10 protein-coding genes and 1 tRNA gene are annotated in these 16,176 nt (G+C 66.0%); 4 read left to right on the plus strand and 7 right to left on the minus strand.

Going from position 1 to position 16,176, the window contains the following annotated elements; genetic code table 11:
• The first annotated feature begins 622 nt into the window (after positions 1–622).
• The 3 genes from ACQPYR_RS02190 (at position 623) to ACQPYR_RS02200 (ending at position 4,379) form a co-directional block, all read left to right on the plus strand.
• On the plus strand, positions 623–1,999 hold the full coding sequence (locus tag ACQPYR_RS02190; protein WP_433634979.1) for an AAA family ATPase: 1,377 nt from the start codon (positions 623–625) through the stop codon (positions 1,997–1,999).
• A 474-nt stretch (positions 2,000–2,473) separates the two neighbouring features.
• Positions 2,474–2,965 carry a Fur family transcriptional regulator gene (locus ACQPYR_RS02195; RefSeq protein ID WP_433626994.1) on the plus strand — a complete coding sequence of 164 codons (492 nt, stop codon included), beginning with the start codon at positions 2,474–2,476 and terminating at the stop codon, positions 2,963–2,965.
• Complete coding sequence (locus ACQPYR_RS02200) at positions 2,916–4,379, plus strand: catalase (RefSeq protein ID WP_433626996.1); 1,464 nt, start codon at positions 2,916–2,918, stop codon at positions 4,377–4,379. The genes ACQPYR_RS02195 and ACQPYR_RS02200 overlap by 50 nt, the downstream gene beginning before the upstream one ends.
• Positions 4,380–4,876: 497 nt before the next feature.
• Here the strand turns inward: ACQPYR_RS02200 and ACQPYR_RS02205 are convergent, their stop codons facing one another.
• The 7 genes from ACQPYR_RS02205 to ACQPYR_RS02235 all read right to left on the minus strand — a co-directional run bounded on the left by ACQPYR_RS02205 (position 4,877) and on the right by ACQPYR_RS02235 (position 15,530).
• The gene (locus tag ACQPYR_RS02205; RefSeq protein ID WP_433626998.1) at positions 4,877–6,229 is read right to left on the minus strand and encodes an FAD-dependent monooxygenase; all 1,353 of its coding nucleotides are present in this window, start codon (positions 6,227–6,229) and stop codon (positions 4,877–4,879) included.
• Positions 6,230–6,326: 97 nt separating this feature from the next.
• Complete coding sequence (gene atzF, locus ACQPYR_RS02210; protein ID WP_433627001.1) at positions 6,327–8,060, minus strand: allophanate hydrolase; 1,734 nt, start codon at positions 8,058–8,060, stop codon at positions 6,327–6,329.
• Positions 8,057–11,707, minus strand: coding sequence for an urea carboxylase (gene uca / locus ACQPYR_RS02215; protein ID WP_433627004.1), 3,651 nt, complete (start codon positions 11,705–11,707; stop codon positions 8,057–8,059). Before uca ends, atzF begins: the two co-directional genes overlap by 4 nt.
• Positions 11,708–11,718: 11 nt before the next feature.
• Entirely contained in the window at positions 11,719–12,426 is a 708-nt protein-coding gene (locus ACQPYR_RS02220; protein WP_433627007.1) for a GntR family transcriptional regulator, read from the minus strand.
• A 483-nt stretch (positions 12,427–12,909) separates the two neighbouring features.
• Positions 12,910–12,983: transfer RNA gene (locus ACQPYR_RS02225), tRNA-Pro, on the minus strand.
• Between the two features lie 60 nt (positions 12,984–13,043).
• On the minus strand, positions 13,044–14,285 hold the full coding sequence (locus ACQPYR_RS02230; protein ID WP_433627009.1) for a hypothetical protein: 1,242 nt from the start codon (positions 14,283–14,285) through the stop codon (positions 13,044–13,046).
• Positions 14,286–14,567: 282 nt separating this feature from the next.
• Positions 14,568–15,530 carry a metallophosphoesterase gene (locus ACQPYR_RS02235; protein ID WP_387294162.1) on the minus strand — a complete coding sequence of 321 codons (963 nt, stop codon included), beginning with the start codon at positions 15,528–15,530 and terminating at the stop codon, positions 14,568–14,570.
• Between the two features lie 133 nt (positions 15,531–15,663).
• On the opposite strand from ACQPYR_RS02235, the gene ACQPYR_RS02240 reads away from it, so the two are divergent.
• Entirely contained in the window at positions 15,664–16,128 is a 465-nt protein-coding gene (locus tag ACQPYR_RS02240) for a GatB/YqeY domain-containing protein (protein WP_063046865.1), read from the plus strand.
• Positions 16,129–16,176: the final 48 nt, after the last annotated feature.

The raw sequence follows: 16,176 nt of genomic DNA on the forward strand, positions 1-16,176 counted from the left end.
CTGGCGGCGCTGAGTCGCCGGACGCCACGCCAACGTCACGACTCGAGTGCCGACGTCCCACAAGCGCCTCTCGGCGAGTGGTCGCTCGTAGCGACGAATGAGGTGAGGCCCGGGGCTGTCCGGACGCCGACAGAGGTGATCAACGGTCCGCCGGCCGGATCTATTCCACGAATCGCGATGTGATGCGCACAACGAAAATCGCCGGGTCGGATCCCGCCGCGCCGTCCGATAGCTTTCCGCTGCCTGGGCGGCGCGGACCTGTCTGTGCAGCACGGACGGATGCTGCGGCCCCGGTCACTAAACCGACCGATTGGTATCTATCGAGCTATTCGCCATCAGCGGTGTCTGTCGCCCGGTCTTTGCGATCACGGCAGAAGCCGACGTCCTCTCACCCGAGACCGGATATGCACCGGCAGATTTGTGGGCGGCATGCCGCCGCACGGCGCACCCGGCGACCGTGATCAGATGCGGCACGGCCGCTCGACGGGCAGGTCCCTGGCACTGTCGGCTACCGCGGGTGGTGGTTCGGGCCGCTACGGACTCGCGTGCCGCAATCTAGAATCAACGGGCTCACGAGGTGAAGAGGGGGATCGGCGTGTCCGATGATCTGGTACTGGCCGAAATGCTGGCAGCGTTGGAGCGCAGTCCGGAGGTGCTCGCGCTGCGGGTGCGGGTGATCGAGTTGCTGATCGATCGTGGCCGCCATGCCGAGGCGCTGGCGCAGTGTGCGACCGCGCTCGGTCAGGAACCGGGACATCCGCGAGTGCTGGAGTTGTTGCAGCAGTGCACAATCGCGCTCGCAAGTGGTGCGGTTCCCCCCGCTGCACCGACCCGGCCGACGTCGAGCGAGCCGATGCTCAGCCAGCCATCGCCGACAGAGCCTACGCTGAGTGACCCATCGCCGAGCCAGCCCGCGTCGGCCCACCCATCGCCGACCGAGTCGACGCTGAGTCAGCCCGCGCCGAGCAACACCACGTCAAACGGGTCGGCCCCGGATGAGGCGAAAGGCGATCCGTCGCAATATGATTGGGCGGCCGCCGAAGAACAGGTCGGCGATATCATCGCCCCCGCATTCATCGACGGGGGCTCGCGCGAATTCGTCACCGACTCCGATGTCGGCGTATTCGAGAAGCCCACCGTCAAGCTGGCCGATGTCGGCGGCATGCAGGATGTGAAGCGTCAGCTCGAACTCACGCTGCTCGGTCCGATTCGAAATCCCGGATTCGCCAAGGCTTTCGGCACTTCCGCGCGTGGCGGACTGCTGCTATACGGGCCGCCCGGCTGCGGTAAGACCTTCATCGCCGCGGCGGTTGCCGGTGAACTCGGTGCGAACTTCTACCCGATCGAGATCGCCGACATCCTCGATATCTATCACGGTTCCGGCGAGCGCAATCTGCACGAGGTCTTCGAAATGGCCCGCCGCAATGCGCCCTGCGTGCTATTCCTCGACGAGGTCGACGCACTCGGGCACAAGCGCAGTCAGATGTCGGGTTCGGCCTGGATGCGCAATGTGGTGAATCAGCTGCTCAACGAGATGGATTCGGCCACCCACAGCAACGACGGCGTCTACATCCTCGGCGCCACCAACCATCCGTGGGACCTCGATGTCGCCCTGCGTCGCCCCGGCCGGTTCGACCGCATGATCCTGGTCGGCCTGCCGGATTCGGACGCGCGCCGGGCGATCCTGCACTACCACCTGAAGGGTCGTCCGGTCGCGGGCATCGATCTCCCGGCGATCGTGCGGCGCACCGACGGCTTCTCCGGTGCGGACCTGGCCCACATCTGTACCTCGGCAACACAATTGGCGATGGCCGACTCGATCAGCACCGGCACCGTGCGCCCGGTCGGCATGGCCGATATCGAAGTCGCGCTGAGCCAGATCAAGCCGAGCGCGGGCCCCTGGTTCGAATCCGCCCGCAACGTAATCGAATTCGCCAATAACGACGGAACGTACGACGAACTCGCGAAGTACATGCGAGCCAAGAAGTTCCGCTCCTGAAACAGGCCCGCCCGCCCCGCGAGTCATCTACGTAGGGGTGCGTGGTGTCTGCGTCCTGGGGTGCGGCATCTCCGTCCCGGGCGGTGCGCGTCAGTGGGCGTCCCGGGAGCTGCGCGTCGTCTGCGTCGTGGGTCTGTGTTCAGGGTGTGCGCGTCACCGGTGTCCGTGGAGCCGTGGGTCATCTGCGCCCCGGGGTGTGCGGCATCTCCGTCACCAGATGTGCGCGTGACCGGCGTCCCCGGGAGCTGCGCGTCGTCTGCGCCCCGGGTGTGCGGCATCTGGGTTCTGTAGGCGTGCGGCATCTCCGCGCGGAGGGTGCGCGGCATCGGCATCCCGCTTGCGTTTCGATGCGCCCGACCGCCCAGGTCTTCCATGACCGCCGCCACATCCGCTGGCTGACCGGCGCGATAAAACCATTTTCTAGATCTATCCAAATTCTTGACTAATTCTAGAAAAGGCGTAACCATCGGATGCATGCACACCAACCTCACCGATCCGGGCGAACGACTGCGTGCGGCCGGTCTGCGGGTTACCGCCCCGCGGGTCGCGGTGCTGGCTGCGGTGGCGGCCCGACCGCATTCGGATGCCGATCGGGTGGCCGCCGCCGTCCGCGAAACTCTGGGCTCGGTATCCACGCAGGCCGTCTATGACGTGCTCCGGGCCTGCGTGAACGCCGGAATTCTGCGGCGCATCGAACCCGCCGGTTCGCCCGCGCTGTACGAGGCCAGGGTCGCGGACAACCATCACCATCTGGTGTGCCGAAGCTGCGACACGGTCGTCGATATCGACTGTGTCGTGGGCACAGCACCCTGCCTGGAACCCGAGGACGCGCACGGGTTCGTGATCGACGAGGCCGAGGTCGTCTTCTGGGGTCTGTGCCCGACCTGCCGTACACATTCAGCGAAGGAGGCTGCCGATGACCAAGCCGACCACCACCAACACCGGAACGCCGGTATCGAGCGATAACGAATCGCTCACCGCGGGCACCCAGGGTCCGATCCTGCTGCACGACCACTACCTCATCGAAAAGCTCGCCCAGTTCAACCGGGAGCGGGTGCCGGAGCGGATCGTGCACGCCAAGGGTGCGGGCGCATACGGCGAGCTGGTGGTGACCAATGACGTGAGCCGCTACACCAAGGCCGAACTCTTCCAGCCGGGCGCGCGGACCGAGTCGCTGGCGCGGTTCTCCACCGTCGCGGGCGAACAGGGCAGCCCCGACACCTGGCGCGACCCACGGGGTTTCGCGGTGAAGTTCTACACCGAGGACGGCAACTACGACCTCGTCGGCAACAACACCCCGATCTTTTTCATCAAGGATCCGATCAAGTTTCCGGACTTCATCCGTTCGCAGAAGCGCCTGCCCGGTAGCGGCCTGCGCGATCACAATATGCAGTGGGACTTCTGGACCCTGCGGCCGGAAACCGCCCACCAGGTCACCTGGCTGATGGGCGACCGCGGCATCCCGAAGACCTACCGTCATATGAACGGCTACGGCTCGCACTCCTACCAGTGGATCAATGCCGTGGGCGAGCGCTTCTGGGTGAAATACCACTTCAAGACCGATCAGGGCATCGACTACCTGCCCCAGGCCGAGGCCGACCGCCTCGCGGGTGCGGACGCCGACTATCACCGCCGCGATCTCTACGAGGCGATCGAGCGTGGCGAGTTCCCGAGCTGGACCCTGTACGTGCAGGTCATGCCGGTCGTCGAGGCCGATGGCTACCGCTTCAACCCGTTCGATCTGACCAAAGTATGGTCGCATCGGGACTACCCGCTGATCGAGGTCGGCAAGTGGACCCTGAACCGCAATCCGGCCAACTACTTCGTCGATATCGAGCAGGCCGCCTTCGAACCCTCGAATATCGTTCCCGGCATAGGCTTTTCGCCCGACAAAATGTTGCTCGGCCGGGTATTCGCCTTCGCTGACGCGCACCGCTACCGCATCGGCACCAACTACGCGCAGCTGCCGCCGAACCGCGCACGCGCCGCGGAGGTGAACTCCTACTCCAAGGAGGGCGCGATGCGCTACGACTACAACGACGCGAATGTGCCTGTCTACGCACCGAATTCGTTCGGTGGCCCGCATGCGGATCCGGAGCGGGCGCCCGATGGCGGCGTCTGGGAGTTCGATCCGACCGTGGTACGCGCCGGCTACATCGAGCATGCCGAGGACGGCGACTTCACCCAGGCGGGCACTCTGGTCCGTGAGGTCTTCGACGACGCGCAGCGAGATCGTCTGGTGGACAATATCGTCGGCCATGTGCTCGGCGGTGTGCGCGAGCCGGTGCTGTCTCGGGTCTTCGAATACTGGAAGAACGTGGACGCCGAACTCGGCAAGCGTGTCGAGGAAGGTGTCCGCGCCGGACTGGACGGCTGCTAGCTGAGGTCCGAAAACAGCTCCGCCCCTGACCATTTCGGTCGGAGGCGGAGCTTTTCGTTATGGGGGAATCCACGGACCCCAGGGCTCGGAACTACAACAGGCCCCACCAATAGAGCAGTGTGGCCAGCACCCAGACAACCACGGTTTCCATCGCCGCTCCCATTCTCCTTGGCGCCTCATCCTCCATCATCCGCCGATTCGTGCCACCGCGCCGCAAACTTGTCGGGATCTTCCGCAAATAATGCGACTACCTGTGGTTTTGTTCCTGCAAGGTCTTCTTAAGTGCCCAACAAGCCCGCGACGGCATTGTTTGTGTCAACACCGCAACACAAGCCACCACCGGGGGTGGGGAACCGGACTCGACCTGTTTACGAGGGGTAGCAGGTCGCGTCACGGGGGTAGTGCCAGCCGGGCCGGTCCACGAGGGGTGACCGGCCCGCTGGCGCTTTACCGGGGGCAACCACTTCGGATGGCTCTTCCCGGAGCTGACCGGCGAATCAGTCGCCGCTGCCGAAGGTAACCATTCGGTGCGTGCCGACGATCCCATCCAAGGGTGTATGTGGCCGGGCCGGTTCACGAGGGGTGACCGGCCCGGCCGGGCCTCGAGCGGTCAGCCGAGGCGTCTGGACCGAGTAATCAGGCAGTTCGTAGCTCTCGGTTTTGGTGAGCATCTTCATCATGAGCGGCTTCATGATCTTGGTGGTCATCAGTTTGCTGACGAACAGGCCAGCGCGAATGCCGAAGCGCGATTGGGGCGTCATCGAGCGCAGACCACCCGGCGGCAGCTCCTGCGCGGTAGCGACGAACGGCCGCAGCACCTCTTCGTAGCGAGCCAGCGCCTTTTCGGGATCGGTTGCGTGCGTAGCGATTTCACCGGCCAGGACGTACGCGCCGACGAGTGCCATCGCGGTGCCCTGTCCGGTGAGCGGCGAACCGCAGTAGCCCGCGTCGCCGAGCAGCACCACGCGGCCCTTGGACCAGTTCGGGACGTCGATGCGGGCCAACTCGTCGAAGTAGAAGTCGTCGGCGGTGGCCATGGCATCGCTGACGGTGCTCGCGATCGTGCCGCCCTCGGCCAGCCGCTCGCGGATGAGCTGTTGCTGTGCCGCGACATCGCGACGCAGCGCCGGATTCGCGGCGTCGCGAATGACGACCAGCGCCTTGCAGGTGGTCGGATCGGCGTCCGGGCGCAGGCCCACACCGGTCGCGCCGACCAGCGAGTTCATCGCGATCCAGTGCTGCTCCGCATAGGCGGGCGTCGGCAGCGTGAAGAAGGACATGTAACCGCCGAGATAGGTGGAGAAATCCTCCTCCGGGCCGAAGACCAGGCGCCGGGTCGAGGAATGCAGCCCGTCCGCGCCGATCACGATGTCGAACCGCTCGGTGCTGCCAGAGGCGAAGGTGACATCGGTGCCCGCGTCGTCCTGGCTGATCTCGGTAGCCCATTCGCCATAGCGGTAATCGACGCCGCCCGCCTCCTCGAGCAGATCGAGCAGCACCTGGTTCAGGTCGCCGCGGGTGATCTCGATCTCGGCGACCGCGCCCTTACCCTCGAAAACCTCCGCGGCCATGCGCAGCAGTTCCTTGCCCTCGCTGTCCACGAAAACCATGCCGCGCTCGTCCAGTTGGGATTTGCGAATACCGGGCATGAGCCCCATCCGCTCCGCCACCTCGACGCTCGGACCGCGCAGATCCACAGCCTGCCCGCCGGGGCGAGGCGCGGCCGCCCGCTCGACCACGGTGGCTCGGATCCCGGCCCGGAGCAGTTGCAGGGCAACGGCATTGCCGCCGATGCCGCCGCCGCAGACGAGGACCCGCGGGCGGTTGGTGGCGGGGTTGGTGTTGCTCATGATCTGTTCCTCACTGGCTCGAATGTCTTGCACATATGTCTAACAAAGGCGTTGCACGTTTGTCTAGTACAAATGTGTAAGACGTTTGAGCCAGCGGCTAGTTCTGGTGCTGCAAGTAGGCCTTCCAACTGCCGTAGGAGGTGATATCGGTGGCGGTACCCGCGGCATCATAGGTGCAGGCGAAGCCGATGACCGTACGTCCGTCGGATAGTTCGACACTGGTCAGCGCCATCGGCGCGGGCAGCGCGGCGAGGAAGTGGCCCAGTCCCGCCGCTGATACCCGGAACAGCTCGCCGAGGATCGGCGCACCGAGTCCCGGGCCGTGGCGCACCAGTCCGGGTTTCGCGGGCGTGGTGTCGAGTGCGGTCAGGCGGTAGGCGTCGGTGGTGCGGATCTCGCCGGTGAAGCGCGCGCCGATCTCCTCCAACTGCCAGTGCAGCGGCTGACCGCGCAGGTGCGCGCCGAAGACGGCCAGCTCAACGCCGTCTTCGATCAATGTCGGAGCGTTGTCCGCGCCGATGATGCGGGCGGCGATATCGACGGCGACCTGATCGGCGCAGGCGGGCGTCACGACCATCACGCCGAAGGGCGCGCCGGTCGCGGTGGGTTGGCCGGGGACGGCGACGGCTGCCATATCGAGGAGATTGCAGAAGTTCGTGAAGGTGCCCATCCGTCGGTTGATGCCGAACGGATCCGCTTGTACCGCAGCGATACTCGGATGCTCAGTGGTCGTCGGCAAGAGCAGTCCGGCGAACCCCTGCAAAGTCACCGCCGCCGCGGCCTTGGCTCGCGCCAAGGCGTCCAGATCAGCCGCGAATCCGGGGCCGGTCGTTGCTCGCGCGGCATCGATGATGGCAGTCACGGTGGGATCGGCGCTCGCCGGCGCGGTATCGAGAAATGTACCGACGGCCGCATAGCGTTCCGCGACGATCGCGCCGTCGTAGAGCAGAAGCGCGGCATCGAGCATCCCGGAGATATCGACCTCTTCGGTCGTTATCGCGGCACTCGTCACCGCGGATACGGTGCGGGCGAACGCATCTCGATACGAATCGCTGAGCGCGACGAGATCCTCGGCGCGCGGGACCGCCAGCCGGATGTTCTGCGGCGCGGCCAGCGGAACATCGGCGGGCCAGGACCGGCTGCGCGGATCCCGAGGCTCCGGTCCGGCCATGACCGCGGCCGAGGCGACCGCGCTGTCGAGGTCGGTGGCGAATACCGTCACCGCGTCGTAGTCCGCACAAGCCGGAACCACGCCGTGTGCCGGAATGATCCCCAAAGTGAGCTTGATACCGACGATTCCGTGCAGCGCGGCCGGTACGCGTCCGGAACCCGCTGTGTCCGTTCCGATTCCGACATCGGCGATACCGAGAGCTACGGCGACTGCCGATCCGGAACTGGACCCGCCGGAAATCAACTCCGGATTGTGCGCGTGGCGAACCGCGCCGTATGGGCTGCGCGTGCCGACGAGCCCGGTTGCGAACTGATCCAGATTGGTCTTGCCGAGAACCAATGCGCCCGCCGCGACCAGGCGCTCGATCGCCGCAGCGGTGACCTCGGCGGTGTAGGCGAATTCGGGGCAGGCCGCGGTGGTCGGCAGCCCCGCGACATCGATATTGTCCTTCACCGCGACCAACACCCCTGCCAGCGGCAAGGATTCACCCGCGGCGAGCCGCTGTTCGACGCTCGCGGCCTCGGCGGCGACGTCGGCCTCGGCACGCAGCGTGATCCACACCTCCGGCCGATCGACCTCCGCGATGCGTCGATACGCGGCGGCGACCCGCGCGGTCGGCGTGCCGTGTACTTCGATATTGCCTAGGACGCCTGCGGTCATTCGGTGGCTCCGATTACTGCTAGTGGGGTTCCCGGTTCCACTTTCGCGCCGGGGGTGGCCAGTACCTTCAGTACCGTGCCGGTGCCCGGGCTGTGCACCGGCAATTCGAGTTTCATCGCCTCGAGGATGGCCACCGGATCGCCGGCGCCGAGACGCTGGCCCACCTCGATTTCCACCCGCCAGACATTGCCGATCATCGGTGCGGTGACCACCGTTGCGTCCGGCGGCAATCCGGCCAGTGGATCGGTTGCGGGTTCCGGCACACTCTCGACGATCGTGCTCTGCTCGAATTCCCCTGCGGCGCGCCAGGCCTGTTTCTCTGCTTCGAAGGCGACGGCCTGTTTGGTCTCGAATTCCGCTATGGCCTCGGCATTTTCGGCGAGTACCCGCAGGTGGTCGGCGAGTGCGAAGGTGCCATCGCTGACCTCGGCGTCGAAGCGCCCGGCAGCGGCGGCCGCGCGCTGTTCGAGCAACTGCTCGGGAGTCACCGGCTCCCAGACGATGCGGTCGAAGAATCGGAACAGCCACGGGGTGCCTGTTTCGAATGGTGCGGATTGTCGGTAGCTGGACCAGATCGGCACCGTCCGGCCGATCAGCTGATAGCCGCCCGGTGATGCCATGCCGTATACGCAGAGGTACTTGCCGCCGATGCCGACGGCATCCGCTGGTGTCCAGGTGCGCGCCGGGTTGTATTTGGTGGTGACCAGCCGGTGCCGCGGATCGAGCGGAACCGCGAGCGGCGCACCGAGGTAGACGTCACCCAGGCCGAGCACCAGGTATTCGGCGTCGAAGACCGCGGCACGCACATCCTCGACGCTGTCGAGTCCATTGATGCGGCGGATGAATTCGGTATTCGAAGGCAACCACGGCGCGGTATCGCGGATTCCGCTGCGGTATCGATCGATGGCCTCGTCAATCGAGGGATCGTCGAACGACAGCGGCAATCGAATCGTGCGACTGGGCACCACGAGGTCATGGGTTGCGGGCAGTTCGGATTCGAGGTCGGTCAGCGTGCCGAGCAACCGATACTGCGGCAGCATCTCGGGATCGAAATGGATATGCAGTGAACGGACACCCGGCGTCACATCGATGATGCCCGGGAGACCGGTGCCCGCCAATGCTTCGGCGAGTGCATGTACCCGCATGCGCAAGCCGAGATCCAGCACCATCTCGCCGTATTCGACCAGAATATTGTCATCGCCGCCGCGCAGATAGGCGACTTGCGGGCGATCCGTACCCGCCGCAACGGTGCCGAGGATGCCGCGATCGGCCGGTCCGACCGGCGCGCGGGAACCGGTGAGCGGGCTCAGCGCCACAGTTGGGGCCTCGGCCTTGGCGCGAGCGGTGTTCGAACGGCGCAGCGCGGTGGCACGGTCATCGTCGACCGGCGCGAAGCGGACGGTATCGCCCGGACGCAACTGGCCGAGTTTCCAGCGATGCGCCGAGATCACAGTGAGCGGGCAGGCGAAGCCGCCGAGACTCGGACCGTCCGGCCCGAGCAGGATCGGGGTATCGCCGGAGACATTCAATGTTCCGACGCTGTACGGGTTGTCGTGCAGATTCGACGGATGCAATCCCGCATCGCCACCGTCGGTGCGCGACCAGGTCGGCTTCGGACCCTCCAGTCGAACGCCGGTGCGATTCGCGTGACTGCCGACTTTCCAAGGGTGCGAATAGAATTGGTTCATATCCGCATCGGTGAAATAGGCGGGTGTGGTCTGCGGTCCGATACCGACGGCCAGTTCCCACACGTGCGTGAATTCGGGTCGCTCATCGAACGGAACCACTTGTGGCTCAGCGAGTTCGGGCCGATTCCTGACGATTCCCAGCACGTCCCCCGCGACAATGGCTTTGCCGGTGCTGCCGCCGAAACCACCGAGAGTAAAGGTGGCGGCGCTGCCGTGATAGAGCGGCGCGTCGATGCCGCCGCGTACCGCGAGGTAGGTGCGCAATCCGGCGTCCGACGGTGCGCCGATATCGAGCACCGACCCGGCCGGGACGGTAACCGGCTGCCACATCGGGACCGGCTGTCCGTCCACCGTGACCGGCGTCGCAGCACCTGTCACGCAGACCACGGTCGTATCGGCGAAACGCACCTGTGGACCCTGGAGCGTGCATTCCAGCGCGGGCACACCTGCGGGGTTGCCGACGGCGATATTGGCCAGGGTGAACGACAGATCGTCCATCGGACCCGACGGCGGAATTCCGACCTGCCACAGGCCGATTCGCCCCGGATGATCCTGAATCGTGGTCATCGTGCCACCGCGCAGCACATCGATGCGATGGCTGGCGGGTCGGATATCGGCCAGTGTCGTCGTGACGTGGTCCGCGTCGAGCACCACGGCATCGGCAATCGCCGCCCGCAACTGGGGCAGATTCGTTTGGACCCCGTAGATCCTGGTCGCGGCCAGCGCATCACTCGATCCCGCGAAGGCCGCGTCGCGAGTAGGTCCCGACGCGATCACCTTGGCCAGCAGCGGGTCGTAGTGCGGACTGACCTCGGTGCCCGTCGCCACCCAGGTGTCGACCCGAACCGCCGCATCCACCGGAAAGGTCGCGGCCGTGATCAACCCGGCGCTCGGCCGGTACTGGTGTACCGGATCCTCGGCATAGACCCGCGCCTCTACGGCCCATCCGCTGATCGCCGGTCCGGTCTCGGGCAGGTCGTCGACCATCGAGCTGTCCCCGCCCGCCAGCCGCAACATCCACTCGACCAGATCAACCCCGGTCACCGCCTCGGTCACCGGATGCTCGACTTGCAGCCGGGTGTTCATCTCCAGGAACGAGGCCGCAGCGCGCTCGACGTCGTAAACGAATTCCACTGTGCCCGCCGATCGGTACCCCACCGACCTGGCCAACTCCCGCGACGCCGCGAGCAACTGCTCCGACAGCTCCGGCGCGAGTCCGGGTGCGGGCGCTTCCTCGATGACCTTCTGATTGCGCCGCTGCAGCGAACAATCCCTGGTGCCGAGGCTCACCACACGCCCGCAACCGTCACCGAACAGCTGTACCTCGATATGCCTGGCCCGCGCCACGAACCGCTCCAGGAAAACACCGGTCGAGGAGAAATTCGTTGCGGCCAAACGCTGCACGCGCAGGTATGCCGACCGCAGCTCATCGGCATTACCGCAGGCCTGCATGCCGATGCCGCCGCCGCCACCGACCGCCTTGAGCATCACCGGATAGCCGATGCGCTCGGCCTCGGCCACCGCGTGTGCTGCCGATTCGAGCAGTCCACTACCCGGAATCAGCGGCACCCCAACGACCGCGGCGGTCTCGCGAGCGCGGTGCTTGTCGCCGAAGATGCGCAATTGCTCCGGCGTCGGCCCGACGAATGCGATCCCGGCATCGGTCACCGCCGTGGCGAAATCCGCGTTCTCCGAAAGGAATCCGTATCCGGGATGAATCGCGCCCGCACCCGTCGACAGCGCCGCCTCGACAACCAGGTCGGCACGCAAGTAGGACGCCGCAGCCGGACTCGACCCCAGATGCACTGCGACATCAGCGATTTCGACATGGGCAGCACCGACATCGGCATCGGAGTACACGGCGACGGTTTTCAATCCGAGCGCACGCGCCGTCCGCATGATCCGGCAGGCTATTTCGCCGCGATTGGCGACCAGAACTGTATCGAATTCCAGTGTCACCGGAAACTCCCCTATTCAGTTGCCAAGGACATCGCGGCGATGGCCCGCGTGACCCGATCGAGAACGACATCCAGCGATTCACCGATGTGCGTGTGCAGCAGCCGGTATGCCAGCAGAAGATCTTGTGCCAGCACGGCATCCAGAATTCCCAGATGCTCGGCGATGGTGGTTTCGATGCGATTGTTGACCATGAAGTCGTACATCCGCACATGCCTGATCCGCGAATTCACCGCCTTCAGCGAGCGCACCAGCTCGGCATTGCCCGCCGCCGTCAGCAGCGTGACGTGGAACTCCTCGTCGCGGACCACGAAACCGGGCTCCTGCTCGGGCGGATCCGCGCGCAGGGCCAGCCAGGCCTCGCGCTCGGCCGCCAGCAGCGCATGATCGTGCACGACCGCCGGATTATCGATGGCGCGCTGAATTCCACCGAGCTCCAAGGTAATTCGCAGCTCATACAGGTCCCGGATCAACGGAATGCTCGGCCGCACCGGAGTGAAGCCGTATTCCTCCCGCTGCAACAGTCCGTCCGAGCACAGCATGGTCAGCGCCTCCCGGACCGGCGTCCGCGAGATTCCGAACCGGGTCGACAGTTTGGGCTCGGTCAGGCGCTCGCCGAACCGGATATCCCCGTTCATCAACTCGCCGCGCAAGGTCGTATAAACAACGTCCCGCAGCGGCCGTCCCGCTGCATCCGCCAGTGTGGCCACCCGTGTCGACATGGGTGTATACGCTATGGACCTCGCGTTTCGTCGAGATGACCGCACGTTAGCAAGCGGTAAGAGTCTGCTCACCGCCCATATCGGACGACCGGGGACATATCGGAACATCGCGCGTTCCTTCGGCGTGCCGCCTTCCGGAATTTCGCACCGGCGGTGCACAGTGAGGGGGAGCAGACAGCAACACTCGGCAACGTCGCCGCACCACCGCAGGACACATTGTCCCCGCAGGCTGATGACAGCCGGGCACTTCCGTGCCGGTCGGTGCCGATCCGTCGCGACGCCGGGGGCACCTACGAGAAGTCTCGGGAGGTATGGATGGATGCGTTCGTGATCGTTGGCTTGCTCGCCCTGGTCTGCGGGCTACTAGCGGTCATTGCCTGCGCGGTGTGGTGGCCGACCCCCGACCGCCGGGCCAACCAGCGAAAACGGTTCCGCCCCCGACCTGTGCGGGCCGGGGGCGGAACCGTTCGTCTCAACCACGAGTCGGGGTGACAGGATTTGAACCTGCGACCTCTTCGTCCCGAACGAAGCGCGCTACCAAGCTGCGCCACACCCCGTGAAGCGAACCTGGAGTAGCTTACAACAGCTCATGTCCAGACGTTAAACCCGCAGGTCAATCAGCCTCCATGGGGGCGAATGCTGGTGAAGATGCGCATCGCGGTGGCCGCGTCGAGGGCATTGGGGACGCCGGTGTCGGCCGCGATCACCATGACGAAATTGCCGCTATCGGTGGGGGTGGCGAAGGTGTAGATCGAGTAGTCGGTTGCGCAGCCCGGATTGACCTTGGTCGCAGTGCCCTTGGTCTCCACGAACATGCCCTGCTGGGAGCCGTCGAGCGAGCGGAGCGGCTGCGCGGCGCTCGGGATACCGCCCGGTGAGTTGGTGTAGGCGATCTTGGCGGTCCTGGTGCCGAGTTCGGTTGCGGCGGTTGCCGAATCGGTGTCCTTGGAGCCGGTCAGGAAGGCCACGGTGCGGGTCGAACCGGGGCAGTAGCTCTTTCCCTCGGTGGCCAGCCCCTTGCCGGTGACAGCGTCCGGCGGATCGCCGAAGCCGCCGACCTTGCCGTCGGGGGCGACTGTCCAGTCGGCGGGTACGTCATAGGCGGCCCCGAGGTCCGAGGCCACCACAACCTGGTAACCGGGTACGACGGGGGTCTCGTTATTCGCGGGGGCGTGCTTGGTGGTGGTCGGCTGGGTCGAGGTATGTGAACCCGTGGGGGTGAGTGCGCTCACCATCGACGGAACCGGATTCTGCGCCGCGGTGTCCTCCGAGCCGTGGCCGGCCGTGACTATCGCCGCCGTCGCCCCGCCCGCGACCACGAGCGTCGCGACCGCGGCGGCGATCCATGCGGTGCGGCGCCCGTGGCCCGGTCGGTTCGCGCTCGATGCGGCGGCCAGGTCCGAGGCGAATCGGTCAGCGAAGAACGCATTGGAGCCACCGCTCGGCCCATGGGGAGCTTGCATACCGCCGTGCGGTCCGGAAGGCGTTGCGCCGGGCTGGAATTGCATCGGCGAGCCCGGCTGCCATGCCGGCGCGGGTTGCGGCGCCCACTGCAGGGTCGGATCGAATTGACCAGGGGCGCTTGCTGTTTGCTGCTCGGGCTGCCACGGCATGGGCAGCGCCGGTGCGACGCCGCCGTGCCACGGTGTGGCCGTCGGTTCGGGGCCGAACGGCGACAGTGCGGCCGGATCGAGCTCGACCGGCGCACCGAATGTGCCGTGCGCCGCGTCGGCCCCCGACTGCGTGGGAGTGGACTGCCCGGATCCGGGCAATCCGAGCGCGGGGCCGAATTGCGCTGCCCCATAAGGCTGTTGCTGATACGGCGTACCGGTTTCGCGCCGGTCGTCGAAATCACTCACACTGTCCCCTGCCTGATGTCAGTCAGTCTCGGCAAAGGACCTTACAGCGTCTCTGGAAACCCCTTGTCGATGGTTCCCACACCATGTAGTGCACACCATCTGGTGTGCACGTCGGTTCCCACTTCATCCGGGCTGGTTTGAACCACACCGCGATGCAGGCCCGAGCCCTCCCGTCCATGGGTACTGTCACCGGGGCTCGCGCTTCGGCCACTCGGACCAGAGGCAGTGCTGCTCTGCGTCCCGGATGAGATCAGTCTGCGACAGAGAGTTCTCGACGCGCTCTCAGCGGGCGATGGCTTCCGAGGGTGAAACGCCCTGTCCGCTATCGGCATTGGGACGTTTCGGCGGTGCGGCGACCAGCGTCAGCAGCGTCGCCTCGGGGCGGCAGCAGAAGCGGTACGGCGCCCACGGGGAGGTACCGAGACCCGCGGAGACGTGCAGTTGGGTGTGCGCGCCCCACTTGGACGAGCCCTTCACCCGCGAGCGATCGATACCGCAGTTGGTGACCAGCGCGCCGTATCCGGGCAGGCACAGCTGGCCGCCGTGCGTATGTCCGGCCATGACCAGGTCGTAGCCGTCCTCGGCGAAGCGGTCCAGCACCCGGGGTTCGGGGGAGTGGGTCAGGCCGATGCTCAGCACGGCGAGCGGGTTGGGCGCACCGGCGACGGTGTCGTATCGGTCGCGTTGCAGATGCGGATCGTCGACGCCCGCGCTCGCGATTCGAATGCCCGCGACCTCGACATCACGGCGGACATGGGTCAGATCGAGCCAGCCGCGCTCGGTGAAGGCCGCGCGCAGGTCCTTCCACGGCAGCGGCGCGCCATACACCCGGCGGTGATCCTTTTTGAAGTATTTCGCCGGATTCTTCGGCACCGGCGCGAAATAGTCATTGCTGCCGAAAACGAAAAGGCCCGGGCGGGAAAGCAATCCGCCGAGGGCCTGAACCACCGCGGGCACCGACTTCTGGTGCGAAAGATTGTCGCCGGTGTTGACGACCAGGTCCGGCTCCAGCCGGTCCAACTCCCGCAGCCACTGCTGCTTGAGCTTCTGACCAGGCATCATGTGCAGATCGCTGATGTGCAGCACCCGTAGTGACGACGAGCCCGGCTGGAGCACGGGCATCGTGGCCTCGCGCAGTACGAAGGCGTTTCGTTCGATCAGCGAGGCGTAGCCGATACCGGCCACCGCGGCCCCGGCAGCTCCCAACGCGGTTCGTCGGATGGCGGAGGTCGAGATTACGGGCATTTGCCCAGCATAGGTGACCCCGGTGCGGAACGCCGAGTGTGTTTCCGCACAAGCGGTCGGGCCGGTGTGGTGAATCCGGGTCGAACGCCAAATGTAATGGGCCGGGAACAGGGAAAGGGCTACCGTGTGGCACATGTCGGAACTCAAATCGCAGCTGCGTGCGGATATGACCGCCGCGATGAAGGCCAAGGACACGCTGCGCCTCGCCACCCTCAGGATGCTGCTCGCCGCCATCCAGACCGCGGAGGTCGCGGGCTCGCAGGCACGTGAGCTCTCCGACGCCGAGGTCATCGCCGTACTGCAGAAAGAGGCGAAGAAGCGCAGCGAGTCGGCCGAGGTCTATGCCCAGGCCGGACGTGGCGAACTGGCCGCCAACGAACACGCCGAGGCGCGCATCATCGATGAATATCTGCCGACGCAGCTGACCGACGCCGAGGTCGCCGATGTCGCCGATACCGCGATCGCGCAGGTCGCCCAGGAACTCGGCGAGCGCCCGGGCATGCGGCAGATGGGCCAGGTCATGAAGGCCGCCACCGCGATCGCCGCCGGTAAGGCCGACGGCTCTCGCATCTCGGCCGCCGTGAAGTCGCGTCTGTAGCCGTACCGAAGAAAGCCGCCGATCCGGGATCCGGATCGGCGGCTTTCG

Origin of the sequence: Nocardia sp. CA-120079, from assembly GCF_050955745.1 — a bacterium.
GTDB lineage: Bacteria > Actinomycetota > Actinomycetes > Mycobacteriales > Mycobacteriaceae > Nocardia.